The following is a 15,249-nucleotide window of genomic DNA, read 5'->3' as shown; positions in this document are numbered from 1 at the left end:
GCTTTTCATTTTCAATACACCTGATTGTTAGACGCTTACTATAGACGTTAACCATCCAAAATCCTTTTTTCTGTAACCAGTAATATAAACTTCAGCATATATCCAGTTGATAACCTTTTGCCAGTTCCATGATCGTCTATCGATTTCATATTTTGAATCTTTCTTCTTGACTATTCCCTCTAATCCATGTTGCTGGATGAGCTTAAAATACTCTAACGTATCTCCTTCAACTTGTTTAACTTTCTTATAATGGTCGTTTTCGACAAAGGATTCCTCAAGCAATTGAACCCTTGCTCGACAATCCAACGGATCGCTACTATCCCTACATTTAGACGTCAGATACTCCTGCAAGTTCATCCACTTTCTTCTTCAAAATAGAAAATTAACTTATAGTAGCCTGCTAAGCGGCAATAAGGCATGATGCAGATATCCTGCCATATGGTATTTGTATTTACGAACTTCTAACGAAGATACTTCAGTCGTATAAAAGACACCCGTTATTTCCCAGAATTCTTGCCCATATATTTGATAACCAATATAACACGTATCTCCAAATTTTATCTTAGTTACATTTTCTGACGGAATTACTACGTAAGAATTGTCTTTTGGTTCATTCGAAAACCAACTCATTATATGCACACTCCTTGTTTTATTAGAATGAAACTATCCTTTCAATGGATATTTCGTATACAGATTAATCCTAAATTCTTCGATGTCCATTATGTAAAATTCTTTTTGAATTACACCTTCATCACCCCAGATGATTACCTTCCAATCTTCATATACTTCAACACAAGCGCTATCAAATTCCTTCAATGATTGCAAATGGAATTTCGCATTGTTATATTGAAAGTGACCTTCAATTCCATCAACTGTATCAAAATCAAAAACCTCTAACCCACAAAAACTCATTGTCGCAAATTCGTCCATGATAATTACTCCTCTTTGTTATAATACCTTTTGGCAATCTCATACAAAAATGCTCTTTCTAATACTGTAACTGAAAACTGTTGTGTAGGAATCTCTCTTCTAAACTCTTCATCTACTTTACGAACAATACCTTGCACCAAAATACCAGTCTTCCCCAACTCATGCAATTCATCATAGCCTTGTTTTAATTCCTCTTCACTTAATTCACTAACTATACGAGCTAAAACAAACATACAACCATCTCCCAATAAATTATCTATTTTATTCAGATTTATTTATCATCTGACGAATCTTATCGATTTTACGGAGCCAGTAGTAATAGCTTTTCACATTGACTTCGTGATCGGCACACCAGCGAACCACGGTCTGACCACTGGAACGGCAGTCACGAATCATCTCGGTCCACTGCTGGAGTCGATAGCGATTTCTTATTTCTACAGTTTGCAATTGGATACACTCCCATTAGAGTTTTTCGAGTAGAGTCGAAAAACTCTAACGACTTACTCTAACGGAATTGTCTCAAAGTCTAGATTGGATTGGAATACACCTTCTTGTTAGACGCTTACGATATATACGTTTGCTAAAAGAGTAATTCCAGTAATGTGATCCTTCAATTAATTTTCCATACTGGTACTGAAAAGCCTTACCACAACTGCATTCATACGTTGCATATTCAACTTTAGGAGCCGGGTTACCACAAGAGCAATCTACAGTTTTGGGCGTTCGTGGTCTTCGTTTTCCGAACTCTTTTGGTTCAACAAACAACTAAAACGCCACCCAGTCTAAAACTATTTTTTCTATGGTCCCGAAATTAGAGAGCTAAAAACCCTGTCCTATCAAGGTGTCCGAGTCTAAAACATTATTATTTCTAAACAGGATGGTCTGTTAGGGACTCGAAAGACCAAGTTTGCCGCTGCTTTTTTTATCTTTCGATAGCAGATCCTAAAATAAGGAAGGTTATACGTACGTAGTGTTGTCCTTATTAAACTTCGTTCAGATGCCATTCGTTTGTTTTTTCATCATACGAAATGATATCGTTCGAAACAATTTCTCCATCAATGACTTTAATGGTAGTAACCTGTTTTAATTTATAGCTGCCATTACAAGGCCCGCAATAAAGAATATATCCAATACCATTCGCCAATTGTTCAAGTAGAATCCGATAAGGTACGCCTTTATCGTAAACCTGTGTAGCTTCTCGAATTATTTGACCGAATACCATATTCGGATGTGGAAGCACGTTTAACACTTGAATCGAAGAGACCACCCTCCCTAATCGTGTCGTGCAATAATCGAAAAAATGAGCCCCGTGGGAATCCAAGATTTCCGGAAAAATGATAAGATCGTTAAGCATGGCTAAACGCGTTGAATTTTTAAGGTGTTCCATTTCGTTAAACGCCCATAGGTTAAATTCTATGATAGGTTGTTCGTAATAGGTATCATGTAACTTGAGGTCATAAGCAGCATTGAAATTTATGACCCCTATATCATTCCTCACTTCGTGATACAAGGCTTTAATTAACTTCTTTTCCATCAAGCCTTTATTCGGCGGCTCATAAGCGATCAACAGGCTTTTACGCTGGTTCATAATCTGCTTCAAAACTGGAATACATTCGGTAGATAGAAAATCGAAGTTAGCGAGATCCTCCAGCGTCCTAACAGACGCATCCAATATAAGGCGTTCGTCCGGCAAGTACCTAGCAAATATACTTTCTTTTCGATTGGCTTTTTTAACGAAAAAGCCTTCTTTCTCCTCGACAAAAATTAATTCATCGCCTTCTTTGACCCCTAATTTATCACGGATAGCCTCTTTTAATGTAATTTGAAATTTCGGTAGAACCTTTGTAAATTCTACAATCATTATATTGTCCTCCTTGTTATTCCTACGACTCCTACGATCAAAATATCATACATCTCCATGATTTGGCAAGTCTTATTCCTACGACTCCTACAGTTCGATTATAATCCCCTTCTTTGCAAGGGAAAGAATATCTTCTTCTCTCAACTTTTTGATTGCCTTGCGCGCCTACGATGGTCATGTAAACATCATCGAGTGGATTATGCGTACACATAGAAAAAGTGATAAACGGATAACTATAGTAACGATTTACGATTATAGCAATTTGAATATGATGTCGTTCCAATTGTAAATACAAGACATCGTAGCTTTCGAACTGGAACCTAGTTCCAGTCCGCACGTATGAAATATATAGAAAATTTCGTAAATAAAGGGGTAAAAACATTGAAGAGAAACCCATATAAAGCGAAGAAACCCCCAAATGGTAGGCTTTTGTTCTTAACTTTACGCTACAATATTAACAGGTTTTTAGATATTCTTTTCTTTTTTGCTAAATGGGATCAAAAATTAAGATTAGGCTGGCTAAGATCTATATTAATACCAGTTATGTTAGTACCTATGATCGCAGGTGGCTTAGAATGGTTAATGGATAACCGTCAAATAAACCCCGATGAATTATTAAGTGGATTTCCGCTGCTCTATTATACTTTCATCTATTCCGCTGAAGTCTTAATATGGGTCAATACATATGGTTTAATGCCGTTTATATTCGTGTTGTTCGCACTTGGATTTTTGAGAATTCTCATGAAAATGTCAGAGGCAGAGAAACAATTGGGTATGAAACTAACTAAAATCGGTATTGCGATTATGGGTCTTGATTTTATTATGTTACTCAATACCATTAAATATCTGACCCCTTTTCTTCAAACTATAACAGCATTTTGGGTTTTCACACTCATAATAACCAGCATTCCCTACTGGATTCTATTACGCAAATACCAGAGAGATGTAGGCCCCTTTAATCCTGAACAAGAGTTGAAACGCGAGATAAGAAAGATGAATAGGAATAGGAAGAAAAAAGCAAGGTGGAAATGAAAAAAACTATTTGACTGGAATCGGAATTAAAATGAATGGCCAGTTTTTTGGAGTATTCGATTAGTCCGAACAATAAAGATTTCAGTTTTGGTATTCTTGTCAAATGCATGCTAAGATTAACAAGGAGGGTGATTTGATTGAAGCATGTGAATCTGTTTTTTAATACGGAGAAGATTGTGATACCGAATGACTCGAAATGCGTATATTCAAGCAAGGACTATATAAAATATATAAATCATCGCAGGCCTCTTGAAGATTCAGACACTTTTGATTTTGATCTTTCTTTAATGGAGCACAACTTAGATCTACTCCTAGTTGATTTTAATTCAATTTATGATGATGCATATGATTTAGGCTTTTTTATAATACAAATTGTTGCAATTAAAGAGCCTACTTATTTCATAATGGAGTTTCCTGCAACAGAACAAATGCTCAGACTAAATAGAGAAATAAGGGAACACGGTAAAGCTTTTGATCAATACAAGACTGGGTTGATCTACTTGAGATCGACGGGAAAAGATTCATCTTTTTTTTATTATGGGAATAAAGATGGAGTTTCTGCAGAAATTTTTAAGACACTTTTTAAAAACTATACCAATGTATTAGAGAAAACTGCCAAATTACGAGAGGAGCTGTTATCTTTACCTTTTTCGGATGGAACTGCATTTGAAAGGTTTCTCGAAGTGTTTTTGACTATTTGCTTCCATAAGGCATACCGAGGGAAAGTAGATATTAAAACACAAGTCACTAATCATTTAGAAACGGATAGGCGAGATTTTCAAATCACGAACAAGACAAAGTGTAAAAATGAATTTTTACGTCTTTTAAAATCGAGAGACAACGTGGATATTTTGTTATTCGATGCAAAGAACTATAAAAATGAACTGGCACAAGCGGAACTAGCAAGATTTAGAGCCTACCTTGACAAGAACCCGTATTTTGGGAATTTTGGAATAGTATTAACGAGAGAAGGTATCACCAACAAGTGTAAGACCTGGTTAAGAGATTATTGGAAAGATAACAAAGTAAGGATTTTGGTTCTTGATGAACGAGATCTTCTTCGGATGTTGGATCTATATAAAGAGGGAAAAGATTCGGTGGAAGTAATTGAAGAAAAATACAACGATATGGTAAACGGAATATAGCTTCTTTTCACAGTAAGAAATTGCTGAATTATGCAGAGGCATTCTATCACTGTGATCCGATTGAATGCAATTTACTCACTTTACAATATTCTTACGTATGATTTATAATAATTGGTATATTAAAACACTATTTGGGCGGCGTCAAGCGACTTACCCGCTTTTAGCATTCGAGACCATACACTTTTTCTAAAGTGCTTTTCTGTTATTTTACAGAATTGATTGCACTTGGGGGAAAGTGTTTTTTTGTGTTCTCTCGCAAATAATCGGGTAGAGGGCTTGCTGATGAAGAAACCCAATTAGTTACTTAAACATGGAGGTGTACTTAATGAAATCGTCGATGAAAGTAGCGCTAGTTATGGAGTCATCCAATAGGATGGCATCTGCACCAGCCTTTGAGTTTTACAATGGAAAGCGTAGCCGTTGGATAAACGCTGCACTTCGGTTCATGGAAGAATTACGATTTCCAACAGAACATATTTACTTTTTAAGTTTTCATGAGCTCCGTATCATCTCTTATGATGAAAGTGTTTCATTTTATCCGCGGAGCCCAGTTCCTGATAAAAAACTTCAAAAGTTATTTGCTGAGCGAATATTGGCTTTTCTAACAGAGAAATATCCGGGTGCTGAAGTTCAACTGCATGTTGGAAAATCAATCACTGACTGTCTCGTTCCTCTGTTAGAAGAGAATCGTATTCAGCATTACATTTTTGCAGAAGGAAAACAGCTTCTTAAAAAGGCAGTTCTTTATGAAGAACTCATTCGTCAAGAGCGGTCATTACAACGGATGCGCGACCTGAAGAGAGAGAAGGAAAAGATGATTGCGATTACGGAGTATTTCACACCGTATGAAGCGGATCAACTTGTTACCCAATTTGATACTTTGGCACATAAACATGGGTTAGTGAAACACTTTTCAGAGATCAAACATTTACTTCGTGAGTATAATCAAAAATTGCGTGCAGCTCAAGCATCTAAGGAAGAATACGAACAATCATTGGATGAAAAGGAACGAATAGAGCTTCAGAAATTCTTTGGAAAAATGAAAGGTTTAGCAGATCTCTTCAGTGATGAACATGTAAAAAACCGATTTAGTAATACTCGTACGATGGGAAGATTAACTACTTTCCTGATAAAAGATGGTTATGTTAAGCAAACCGCCAATAAGCTTAGTGAAGCGATGTTTCGTCTTCAGATTGCTTTACTCAAAAGAATGAACCCGCTCCCACACCAGACGTAGATTTGCTCTACTATAGGGTATACCGAAACTCTTCACATGTGTATCTATCTTTTTCTATTAGAAAGGATGATGTTCATGCATACATCCATATTGGGGTTTCTCCGATAAAGGTGCGATGAAAGCAGCTGGCTTCGGCAAGCTTGTAAGTCCATTGTGACTCGCTTTCAACTGACAGCCCGCTCGGGAAAGAGTAGCATTTGCAACTAAAATTGCAGATAGGGACAACAATAGAGTCCCGCCTTATCCAAATCGACATTTAGATTTGGAAGGGGATTCCCCGAATGAATACCATTAACCATCAAGATTGTCTATCCGGAATGAATACAATGAAAGCAGAATCAGTAGATTTAATTATTACATCACCTCCATACAATATTGGAAAATCTTACGAAAAGCGTACGTCGCTTGACGCATACTTAGCTTGGCAACGTGAAATTATTAAAGCCTGCAGCCGTGTATTAAAAACAGGAGGAAGTATAGCCTACCAAGTGGGTAACTACGTTGATAATGGCAAGGTTTATCCATTAGATTGTATGCTTTTTGCTTTCTTTTTGGAAAATAAACTAATCCCAAGAAACCGCATTGTATGGCATTTCGAGCATGGTCTGCATTGTACAAAACGATTATCTGGCAGGCATGAGACCGTTCTTTGGTTTACTAAAAGTGAGGACTATACTTTTAATATTGATCCTATCCGGGTACCACAAAAGTATCCAGGTAAAAAGCATTATAAGGGTGATAAGAAAGGTGAATTGTCTGGCCATCCAATGGGAAAGAACCCAGGGGATGTTTGGCAGATATCAAATGTTAAAAACAATCATCCGGAGAAAACGGATCATCCTTGCCAGTTTCCACTGGATATAGTTCGACCTCTGATCAAGGCTCTTAGTAACCCTGATGACTTAGTTCTTGACCCATTCATGGGTTCTGGAACAGTCGCAGTTGCAGCCGCTCAATTAAATAGGAACTATATGGGGTTCGAGCTTTGCCATGAATACATTGAGATTGCTAACAGACGAATGGGGAAAGAGGTATTCGGGTTTTCTGAACAATTAACTATGTTTTAAACATGAAGGGAAGGGCTAAATGGTCCTTCTCTTTTTGATTTATATTGCGCGAAAAACAAAACAGGATGTGAATAGGATCAATGAATTGACAATGATCTTATCTCATTATTACCTATTAAGAAGGGGGATCATCATGATATTAATCTGTCAGTTTTGCGATAATGATGAAGATTCTGAGGAAGCGGAGGTTGATCAATATAATCGAGGATTTTGGTGCTCGAATTGTGACGCTTACACTTACATTTATGAACCAGAAACCAGACATCGTTTTACATTAATACTTGAAGACCGTCAGAACGTTAATACTCCTGCACCGGATATCAGGATCTCTCTGAAAAAACAGATGGCCTTACTTCGCTACCCAGGAGGAAAAAGTAAGTTCATTCCTTATTTGTACTCGAAACTTCAGGAATCTAAAACAAAGAAACTAGTGAGCGGCTACTCAGGTGGAGCCAGCGCAGAATTCTCTTTTCTTGAAGCGGGAGTTATTGAAAAACTAGTTTTGAATGATAAAGATATAGGGATTTATTCTCTATATTGGACGATACAAAATATGCCTAATGAGCTAATATATCGAATCCAAAATGAGCGACCCAATCACAAGTCCTACTTTAATACTCAATCTATAATAAAGTCTGACTATCAGGGATGTACGATTCTAGAAGCGGCGTGGTACACGTTACTTCTAAATAGGTTAGCTTACTCTGGAATTTACAATGCCAATCCTTTAGGGGGTCGAAAGGGAACACTGTCTGAATTGCTTTCTCGTTGGAACCCCAAAGAGCTATGCAAGAGAATTCAGCGAATTCACCAATTAAGTGACCGATTCGTAGTATTAAACCTAGATGCTTGTGACCTAATTGAGGAAACTTATTGGGACGATTCACTTACCCTCTATCTTGACCCACCTTTTCGTCAAAAGGGAAAGCAATTATATCGCTGTCATTATGATACTGATGAGCATATTCGGTTGTGTGTACTTTTAGATTCCTTACACATGGGTATGCCTGGCGCCGATATTATTCTTTGTTACGATAACGATCCATTAATTAGAGAGATATATTGTTATCCTGAGATTGAGCATGTGGGCCGCATATACTCTGTATAATGTCTATAGCAACACAAACAGCCTTCTCATGGGGGCTGTTTGTGTTTATGATGTACTTCATAATGACATACAAAATTTCCCTAATGATGAATATAACGATATGATATACTAGTATGTATATTTATACCAGTGGAGGGTGGGCGAAACGTGATTCTATCCTTAACAGCAATTTTCGCTTTGGCCAATTTGATCGTCTTAATTATTATTAGTTTCATCTATGTGATTAAAGAATCCTATAAGGAATCGATCATTGTCCACTTTACGAAGAACCTCTTCATGGTCAGTTCTTCATATTTGATCCTTGCTGGTACTTGGTTCGTACTATTGACATTATTTGATTCAGTAAGTATTTATCTTGTTCTAGTAGCTGGAGCTCTATGTACAGTTATTTTTCTTTACTATTTGTGGTTCTTCGGATTTTCTAGTGGAATGACTTTTTTCTAAAACCATTATTACAAGAAAATGGATATTTAAACCAAGTGAAAGAAAGGTTGATTGAAATGAGCTGGGACATATCCCTGAAACAAAAGGAAATGCTGGATGTCGAGGTTGCTGATATTGGCAACTACACTTATAACGTTTCGAAAATGTATGTTGAAGCTATGGGGCAATCTTTGAGTGCTTTTAACGGTGTAAACGCAGGGGAATCGACCCTTTTGCTTCGGCAATGTGTAGAAGAAATGATTTCAAATCCAGAGAAATACAAGGCGATGAATCCTCCCAACGGATGGGGGAATTACGAAGGAGCATTAGCCTATGTACAAAAATTGCTTCACGAGTGCGAGAAGAACCCCAATTCAACGATTGAAGTTTCTTAATGCATAGTTCGACGAAAATGCGTAACAAGCAATTGTACACAAGATGTTGTAGTGGAGGCTCAGATAAAAAGCGAAAAAGTAAATGTAATGATGAAGCCTGAAAGAGAAGCAATATACGATTGGTCAAATAAAAATGAGGCTCGAAATGTAAAAGTAAAAGGTTTGCCATTTCCCAGAAATAAAGAAAATTTGTTAGAACATGCAGTTAGGATTAATAGTCTAACAAAATGGGATCAATCCAAGTGTAAAAGCCTTATGAAACTTCGAGATCTACATTCGCATCCGGAGGTTCTAACAATTAACTGGATTAGTCATGTAAGAGCGGTTATAGAACAGGCTTGTCTATATATAAATCTAATTTGGGGCAGACACATCGGAAGTATACCCATGTTAAATCCTTATGACAAAGAAGATTGAAATGTACTACTTATAGAGTTACTCTAAATTCTAACATAGAGAACAGTTAACAAACGTGGCGGATATACATAGCTGTTTAATCACAATACTGGTGTAATATTTTCAGTGGTGAGAGGGGGAAATTAAACAAGATGAATAGCATATCTCACAATGTTAACAATGCAATTTCAAAGTTGTTTCAAGAAGACATTTATTTACTTGTAAATGATTTAAATGAGCGAACGATAGCCCATAAGCTTGCTACGTATCTCCAGGAGGAGTTTCCATATCTGAATGTAGACTGTGAATATAATAAAAATATCGATGAAGAAAAGAGCTCCAAGAATATATATCAAGTAAAAGCTGAAGCTGAGAAACTGGGTAAAACTGTGAAGAAAGAAATTTTGATTAATGATATTGAATATGCAAAATTTTCAATATATCCAGATATAGTAGTTCACAGAAGGGGAGGGAGCGAGAGTAATTTTTTGATAATTGAAATAAAAAAATCAACAAATCCTACTGATAGAGTCTTTGATTATACAAAATTGGAGTGCTATACGGATAAATCTGATCATAACAAGCTTCATTATACTTTTGGTCTTTTTATTGAATTTGAAACAGGTGTGCTACTGCCTGAAAAACATGAATTAATATGGTTTAAAGAGGGAAAACAACTTAAGGACTTCTAAATTGGGAAAAAGATTACGTTGAATATCAGCTGCTAATCTTTGAAATCGTAGAATCCTACATAACCTTTAATATGACGGTACACCGGAGGTGAAGTTTTTTAATGGAAACGGCAAAGCTATTTCATGATATCGTGAATATCGAACAAGAAAGGCAAGAGTTACAAGCTGAGGGCTATAGTTGGGATAAAATCAGAGATGTCCTTGATGAAAAATATCGCAAACATGCACAAAAGGGCAAGTTTATTTGCCGCTGCTGCGGGAGTACAGTAAAACTTGTGCTCTATGGCCCTGAAAAGGTTTGCTTTTTTAGCCATAAGAATACTGATGAATGTTCTGGCAAAGACAATTACAAGAAATATACATCAAGCCGAATCGGTGAAAATGATCAGCAACACCGCATTGGTAAAACCATTCTCAAAGAATATTTGACGGGTCAGTTAAAATTCCGTGGAATAGAAGTTCAAGATGGTTATCTATATAAACAACGATTGAATATCATTCCGGACTTGATTCTATACTTTCCTGATGGTCAGGTGTGGGCTATCGATTATATTACAGGCACTAAGACGGATCAAAATTATCATAACTTTCTACGGAAAAGGATCCAAACTTATGCGGATCAGGGGTTCCGGTCATTCTTCTTGATTGACGAGGAATGGTACTCACCACACATGGAAAAACCGGTACTATCTCTCTACCGATCTGAATTTTTGATGTTGCGTTCCACTGAGTATGACCAGATATGGAAAGAGAAAATAGAATCAATTGTCAGGCTCTACGGTGAAAATTCCCTAATTGTCTTACAATCGAGTGAGACGATTCGTCCCTATACGGTCCTTACAATGATGTATGTGAATATGAGTAAGTTGACTGCATTAATGGTTCGATGTGTTCCAATTATAAGCAGATCTGATTCAACTGTAGGGTGGGCATACATGCCGCACGAAGCGGTTCCTTTACAACTCGATCAAATTGTAACCCTTAACGATCGTGGAACCGATTTTCGATGGTTTGCTCCAAATGAGCTTTCTATGAGAGACGAGCTGAAACAACGTGCTCAAAATGCTTATGAAGAGCTAAATGCAAAACTTGAACGTGAACGAATGGAAAAAGAAGAAGAGGCTAAGCGGTTAAACGAACAAGCCGAAAAAGCGGCTAGAGAATACAAACAGCGGCAAGAAGCTAAGACGCGTGTTCAGCAGGTATATAGGGACGAAGTAGCGGCAGCTTATGATGTAAAGCAAGATGCACAATCATCTTCACAAATAAGGGCTGATGCATTTGGTAAAGTTGAATACTATCGGTTTCTGCTTGCACGCTTCAGGTTATCTGAATATTTGAAGGCCTATCCGGTATTCCACGAACATATTGAACGCTGCCAATCGATTATTGATCAGGCTGATAGAGATGGTGAAATTTCAAGGGAGGCATGGTCTTCTTTGTATTCTCAAATGGAAAATATGAAGAATGCATTGAAAGTCGAATAGGTTTTGTTTTGCCAAAGCAAGAGGATGAAGGAGACAGTACTACATGCAAATTGAATATGAACAAACAAACGATACGACTTTGGAAGAATTCAAAGATATCCTTTCAAAGGAAAGTGAATCATTTAATATCCCAAATCTGGAGGATGGGAAGATTGAAAAAAAGGATTTGTACCGATTTTATAATAAAGACTCAAATGAAACTATTGGATTCGGGTGGTTTGATGTCTTCGAGGGAGATGCCTTTGAGAATGAGGATGATGATGAGGTAGAGGTCCAAATATCTTTAGTAGTAAATCAGCAATTCAGAGGAGCAAATATCGGGTCTTCTATATTAAAAACATTAGAGGAAAGGATTCTTGAAAAAGGTATAAAAACATTCACTGTTTCAGTAAGAGCAAGTAATCCAAAAAGAAATGATGTGCTTAAATGGTTTTACAAACGAGGTTTTACTAGCCATTTTCAAAATGAACAGGAGTTAATTAAATTTGCAATAGACATTGCAGATGATGTTACTTTAGTTAAACAAATAGAATAAACATGCAAAAACTCTGGATGGCACTTTTTTCTAACAGGAATCGTGTAAAGTAATAGTTATGTAACTCATCAGATTGATGATTATTTCAAAAAAACCGTCATTTTTCAAGGTGAGGAGTTGGATTAACAGGCTCCTCTTGGCAAGATTAACTAAATTGATATGGGAGAGAAATATAAGGATGAATGTTAAGAAAATTTTAATAGCAATAGCGCTGGGTTCTTTGATCTCTACTAGCACAGCATTTGCAGAAAAAAAAGATATCGTTGTCCAATATTATGGGTCCCCTATTAAGTTTGAGACGCAGCCTGTAATTGAAGATGGATTAACCTTAGTACCTATTAGAGCCATTTTCGAAAAAATAGGTTTAACCGTTGAATTTGATTCCTCAGATGGTACTGTTTTGGGGAAGAGCAAAGAATATTTAGTTGAGGTAAAAATAGGTGATAAAAGTGCTCGGATAAATGGGAAACCATTTATTATGGAAATCGCACCCAAAATCGTGAATGGCAGTACCATGGTGCCTGTTCGGTTCATCGCAGAAGCTACAGGGAAATATGTGGAATGGCAACCTGAAAATCAATCTGTCATTATTGAAGAATATCCAGCGGAGCTTGCATTTCAACCTACGATGTTATCAATTGACGCTGCAATAAAATTAGTACAGGAAACTTGTAATTGCGGTTATGCAAATATACCTAAACAAATTGATAAAGATCCAAATAAAATAGATTATAAAGATTATTCAACGTATGCTGTCTATGAGAAGAAGGATGAAGAGGGGAATTATATCATTGCTATTCGCAGGAAACGGGATACGGTAATCCAAGATTGGGTACATGTGAATCCGATAACAAAAGAAATGAAGAGTGAAAATGGGATGGTTGATAATATCCCGGAAAATTAGGTGCAATTACCCGAGTCATGTAAAGAATGCTTTGTATTTTCCTATTCATGAACAAAAGACGAGTCTATTATTTCAATATTTGAAAGAAGGAACATCATGAAAAATTTAATCGCCACCCCTGTTTTAATCGCAGTATTTATTTTATTGTTCCCCGGCTTTGCGTTTGCTGACAGTCCGAAATTAAAGGTAAACAACGAATCCATACAATTTCAATATGGCCAACCTTTTATTGAAAATGGTAGTAGCCTGTTTCCATTGCGGGATTTGCTTATCTCTTTAGATATACCCGATGATGACAACCATATTATCTGGAATGATCAACAAAAGATGGTTTCCATCATACCGCTTACACCAAAAAATCAAATGATTGAAGTTTCTATTAACGCAAACACCATTTCTATTAATGGTATTCATAAGAATCTCGAAGTTTCAGGCCGATTAGTGGATGGACGAGTCTATCTACCCGCTCGCGCCATTGCTGAAGCGTTAAATGCAAAGGTTGATTATGATGATCAAACAAACACAGTATTAATTGTTACAAATGCACCTGAAATCAACAAGGTAGAAACAGAAAAGGAAAATTCATCGATACATATACAAGATCAGCGGATAGTAATCAATGCCTTACGACTTGGGATGAGTTCGACTGAAGTAAAATCAATTCTCGGGACCCCTACTAAGAGTGGGATTGATCCAGGAATGAATGAGCCATTTGAGGAATATCCAAACTATAGCATTTATTATTATGAAGATAAGGTAACCTTCATTACCATTAAGTCTATTGATGACCAGCTTATAAATAGTATTGAGGAGCTAAAAGGAATTGCTAAATACAAAGGTTTCGAAACTACTTATTATTACTTTGATCCAAGCAGGCAACTGATGATGGCTCGTAAAGGTAATAGTAATAGTTTAACTTTGGGACATGCGGATGGTAACTTTTACTATTACGTGGACAATGGTGAGATCTCTTCGGTCAACAATGAGGCGAAAGCATTACATGATTTGTTTAAACGATACCAAAAACAATTTAAGTAGTGTGATGGGGAATTAAGAATCAAGACCAGGGTTCCACTTATTATCTAATATGTGGAACCCTTTATGTTTTATGTAGTCGTCGAATAAATAAGCATTTGGATTTCAGGCCGATACTTGAAAAAGATCACCAATTTGTTGGAAGATGAGGTTTCGCACCGCAAGTTTATTTAGTTGTTCAAAGAAAATAAAGTACTAGACTGAGAAAAAGACTGGAGATGGGATTAAGCTAACTGGCAGTAATGCGTGGAAGGAGTTATGCCTGAATCCGTGAAAGATTGAGGCAAGGTAGTCGATGCACGTGAGCTGACGGAGGTTCGTGAAGGAGAAGCCAACAGCAACGGAACGTTGAGAAAAAGAGCGCAGAAAAATAGAGGCGCTCCCCACAGCGACTAAAACAAAACCTATGTTCGTCATTCGCTCAGCCGGACAACACGCCATAAATGCGTTGGAAGGTCTGGAACCATGGGCTATGCGTGCCAAAGCGGAGCTTCGTTTGCCGCGCATGCTCCACCATTCGCGAAGCGAGCCAAATCAAATTTTCAATGACCGTCCTCACACGTCTGCGAGACACCTTGGTTTTGACAGGGGCATCCGGTTCTTGCAGCGAGATTTGTCCAATGGCCCGCAGCAGATTGTAAGCGACCAGACCGGCGCAGAGCACCAAATCGTTGGTTGCAAATTTACCCGAGGGCAGTCGCTCCAGATTCAGATCCGTCTTGAGCTCACTATGAAATTGTTCGCTCGTGGCGTGATCCCTATAGAGCCGTATGACCTGCCAGGGCGAGCAGGTGAGCGTCGTGAAGAAGACCTGCACCTCGATTTGTGGAACCAGCAAGAGCTGTCCGTCGGCTTCGACCGTTCGTTCGATGACTTGGTAAACGGCACGTATCGGGCGCTTCAACTTCTTGTCCGTCCATGTCATGGCGCCAAGATAAACCCGCTTGCCTTCCCGCTCTTCACAGCACATGCCGTCTTGCCGAGCGATCATCAACCACTCTT

Annotated in this window: 20 protein-coding genes; 14 read left to right on the top strand and 6 right to left on the bottom strand. The window is 37.6% G+C overall.

Annotated elements, in window-relative coordinates; all coding sequences use genetic code 11:
• Positions 1 to 27: 27 nt before the first annotated feature.
• The 4 genes from LRL21_RS14335 to tnpA all read right to left on the bottom strand — a co-directional run bounded on the left by LRL21_RS14335 (position 28) and on the right by tnpA (position 1,326).
• Positions 28 to 357 (bottom strand): ATP-dependent DNA ligase, encoded by a 330-nt coding sequence (locus tag LRL21_RS14335; protein WP_240416474.1) that lies wholly within the window; start codon positions 355 to 357, stop codon positions 28 to 30.
• 306 nt (positions 358 to 663) lie between these two features.
• Complete coding sequence (locus tag LRL21_RS14330; protein WP_240416473.1) at positions 664 to 930, bottom strand: hypothetical protein; 267 nt, start codon at positions 928 to 930, stop codon at positions 664 to 666.
• A 5-nt stretch (positions 931 to 935) separates the two neighbouring features.
• Positions 936 to 1,163 carry a hypothetical protein gene (locus LRL21_RS14325; protein ID WP_240416472.1) on the bottom strand — a complete coding sequence of 76 codons (228 nt, stop codon included), beginning with the start codon at positions 1,161 to 1,163 and terminating at the stop codon, positions 936 to 938.
• Between the two features lie 28 nt (positions 1,164 to 1,191).
• A complete protein-coding gene (gene tnpA, locus LRL21_RS46790; RefSeq protein ID WP_420832452.1) occupies positions 1,192 to 1,326 on the bottom strand; it encodes an IS66 family insertion sequence element accessory protein TnpA in 135 nt (44 codons plus the stop codon).
• Between tnpA and LRL21_RS14320 the strand changes: the two genes are divergently transcribed.
• Positions 1,270 to 1,410, top strand: a complete 141-nt coding sequence (locus LRL21_RS14320) for a hypothetical protein (protein ID WP_240416471.1) — start codon at positions 1,270 to 1,272, stop codon at positions 1,408 to 1,410. The two genes, tnpA and LRL21_RS14320, sit on opposite strands and share 57 nt — an antisense overlap.
• 502 nt (positions 1,411 to 1,912) lie before the next feature.
• Here LRL21_RS14320 and LRL21_RS14315 read toward each other — a convergent pair.
• Positions 1,913 to 2,791, bottom strand: coding sequence for an AbrB/MazE/SpoVT family DNA-binding domain-containing protein (locus tag LRL21_RS14315; protein ID WP_240416470.1), 879 nt, complete (start codon positions 2,789 to 2,791; stop codon positions 1,913 to 1,915).
• 339 nt (positions 2,792 to 3,130) lie between these two features.
• On the opposite strand from LRL21_RS14315, the gene LRL21_RS14310 reads away from it, so the two are divergent.
• The 13 genes from LRL21_RS14310 (at position 3,131) to LRL21_RS14250 (ending at position 14,250) form a co-directional block, all read left to right on the top strand.
• Positions 3,131 to 3,823, top strand: a complete 693-nt coding sequence (locus LRL21_RS14310; RefSeq protein ID WP_240416469.1) for a hypothetical protein — start codon at positions 3,131 to 3,133, stop codon at positions 3,821 to 3,823.
• Between the two features lie 137 nt (positions 3,824 to 3,960).
• A complete protein-coding gene (locus LRL21_RS14305; RefSeq protein WP_240416468.1) occupies positions 3,961 to 4,968 on the top strand; it encodes a hypothetical protein in 1,008 nt (335 codons plus the stop codon).
• 325 nt (positions 4,969 to 5,293) lie between these two features.
• Entirely contained in the window at positions 5,294 to 6,205 is a 912-nt protein-coding gene (locus LRL21_RS14300) for a hypothetical protein (protein ID WP_240416467.1), read from the top strand.
• 281 nt (positions 6,206 to 6,486) lie between these two features.
• Positions 6,487 to 7,272: a DNA-methyltransferase gene (locus tag LRL21_RS14295; RefSeq protein WP_240416466.1), complete on the top strand. Its 786-nt coding sequence runs from the start codon at positions 6,487 to 6,489 to the stop codon at positions 7,270 to 7,272.
• Positions 7,273 to 7,306: 34 nt separating this feature from the next.
• Positions 7,307 to 8,380: a DNA adenine methylase gene (locus tag LRL21_RS14290; RefSeq protein WP_240416465.1), complete on the top strand. Its 1,074-nt coding sequence runs from the start codon at positions 7,307 to 7,309 to the stop codon at positions 8,378 to 8,380.
• A 147-nt stretch (positions 8,381 to 8,527) separates the two neighbouring features.
• The gene (locus tag LRL21_RS14285; protein WP_240416464.1) at positions 8,528 to 8,824 is read left to right on the top strand and encodes a hypothetical protein; all 297 of its coding nucleotides are present in this window, start codon (positions 8,528 to 8,530) and stop codon (positions 8,822 to 8,824) included.
• A 35-nt stretch (positions 8,825 to 8,859) separates the two neighbouring features.
• A complete protein-coding gene (locus LRL21_RS14280) occupies positions 8,860 to 9,198 on the top strand; it encodes a hypothetical protein (RefSeq protein WP_240416463.1) in 339 nt (112 codons plus the stop codon).
• An 87-nt stretch (positions 9,199 to 9,285) separates the two neighbouring features.
• Positions 9,286 to 9,615 (top strand): hypothetical protein, encoded by a 330-nt coding sequence (locus LRL21_RS14275; protein WP_240416462.1) that lies wholly within the window; start codon positions 9,286 to 9,288, stop codon positions 9,613 to 9,615.
• Between the two features lie 131 nt (positions 9,616 to 9,746).
• On the top strand, positions 9,747 to 10,286 hold the full coding sequence (locus LRL21_RS14270; protein WP_240416461.1) for a hypothetical protein: 540 nt from the start codon (positions 9,747 to 9,749) through the stop codon (positions 10,284 to 10,286).
• Positions 10,287 to 10,387: 101 nt separating this feature from the next.
• Positions 10,388 to 11,773, top strand: coding sequence for a competence protein CoiA family protein (locus LRL21_RS14265; RefSeq protein WP_240416460.1), 1,386 nt, complete (start codon positions 10,388 to 10,390; stop codon positions 11,771 to 11,773).
• 43 nt (positions 11,774 to 11,816) lie between these two features.
• Positions 11,817 to 12,308 carry a GNAT family N-acetyltransferase gene (locus LRL21_RS14260; protein ID WP_240416459.1) on the top strand — a complete coding sequence of 164 codons (492 nt, stop codon included), beginning with the start codon at positions 11,817 to 11,819 and terminating at the stop codon, positions 12,306 to 12,308.
• A gap of 178 nt (positions 12,309 to 12,486) precedes the next feature.
• The gene (locus LRL21_RS14255; RefSeq protein WP_240416458.1) at positions 12,487 to 13,212 is read left to right on the top strand and encodes a stalk domain-containing protein; all 726 of its coding nucleotides are present in this window, start codon (positions 12,487 to 12,489) and stop codon (positions 13,210 to 13,212) included.
• Positions 13,213 to 13,308: 96 nt separating this feature from the next.
• A complete protein-coding gene (locus LRL21_RS14250) occupies positions 13,309 to 14,250 on the top strand; it encodes a copper amine oxidase N-terminal domain-containing protein (protein WP_240416457.1) in 942 nt (313 codons plus the stop codon).
• A 418-nt stretch (positions 14,251 to 14,668) separates the two neighbouring features.
• Here LRL21_RS14250 and LRL21_RS14245 read toward each other — a convergent pair whose 3' ends face one another.
• A complete protein-coding gene (locus LRL21_RS14245; protein WP_240416780.1) occupies positions 14,669 to 15,172 on the bottom strand; it encodes a transposase in 504 nt (167 codons plus the stop codon).
• Positions 15,173 to 15,249 lie beyond the last annotated feature (77 nt).

This window comes from Paenibacillus periandrae (assembly GCF_022458865.1).
GTDB classification, from domain to species: domain Bacteria; phylum Bacillota; class Bacilli; order Paenibacillales; family NBRC-103111; genus Paenibacillus_S; species Paenibacillus_S periandrae.
The sequence above is the reverse complement of the archived record's forward strand: the minus strand, read 5'-3'. Positions and strand labels throughout refer to the sequence as shown.

Excerpts from the sequence above, each read along its gene's own strand:
- LRL21_RS14335 (WP_240416474.1), bottom strand. The coding sequence starts at position 357 with ATGAACTTGCAGGAGTATCTGACGTCTAAATGTAGGGATAGTAGCGAT.
- LRL21_RS14330 (WP_240416473.1), bottom strand. The coding sequence starts at position 930 with ATGGACGAATTTGCGACAATGAGTTTTTGTGGGTTAGAGGTTTTTGAT.
- LRL21_RS14325 (WP_240416472.1), bottom strand. The coding sequence starts at position 1,163 with ATGTTTGTTTTAGCTCGTATAGTTAGTGAATTAAGTGAAGAGGAATTA.
- tnpA (WP_420832452.1), bottom strand. The coding sequence starts at position 1,326 with ATGATTCGTGACTGCCGTTCCAGTGGTCAGACCGTGGTTCGCTGGTGT.
- LRL21_RS14315 (WP_240416470.1), bottom strand. The coding sequence starts at position 2,791 with ATGATTGTAGAATTTACAAAGGTTCTACCGAAATTTCAAATTACATTA.
- LRL21_RS14310 (WP_240416469.1), top strand. The coding sequence starts at position 3,131 with ATGAAATATATAGAAAATTTCGTAAATAAAGGGGTAAAAACATTGAAG.
- LRL21_RS14300 (WP_240416467.1), top strand. The coding sequence starts at position 5,294 with ATGAAATCGTCGATGAAAGTAGCGCTAGTTATGGAGTCATCCAATAGG.
- LRL21_RS14295 (WP_240416466.1), top strand. The coding sequence starts at position 6,487 with ATGAATACCATTAACCATCAAGATTGTCTATCCGGAATGAATACAATG.
- LRL21_RS14275 (WP_240416462.1), top strand. The coding sequence starts at position 9,286 with ATGATGAAGCCTGAAAGAGAAGCAATATACGATTGGTCAAATAAAAAT.
- LRL21_RS14270 (WP_240416461.1), top strand. The coding sequence starts at position 9,747 with ATGAATAGCATATCTCACAATGTTAACAATGCAATTTCAAAGTTGTTT.
- LRL21_RS14265 (WP_240416460.1), top strand. The coding sequence starts at position 10,388 with ATGGAAACGGCAAAGCTATTTCATGATATCGTGAATATCGAACAAGAA.
- LRL21_RS14260 (WP_240416459.1), top strand. The coding sequence starts at position 11,817 with ATGCAAATTGAATATGAACAAACAAACGATACGACTTTGGAAGAATTC.
- LRL21_RS14255 (WP_240416458.1), top strand. The coding sequence starts at position 12,487 with ATGAATGTTAAGAAAATTTTAATAGCAATAGCGCTGGGTTCTTTGATC.
- LRL21_RS14250 (WP_240416457.1), top strand. The coding sequence starts at position 13,309 with ATGAAAAATTTAATCGCCACCCCTGTTTTAATCGCAGTATTTATTTTA.
- LRL21_RS14245 (WP_240416780.1), bottom strand. The coding sequence starts at position 15,172 with ATGACATGGACGGACAAGAAGTTGAAGCGCCCGATACGTGCCGTTTAC.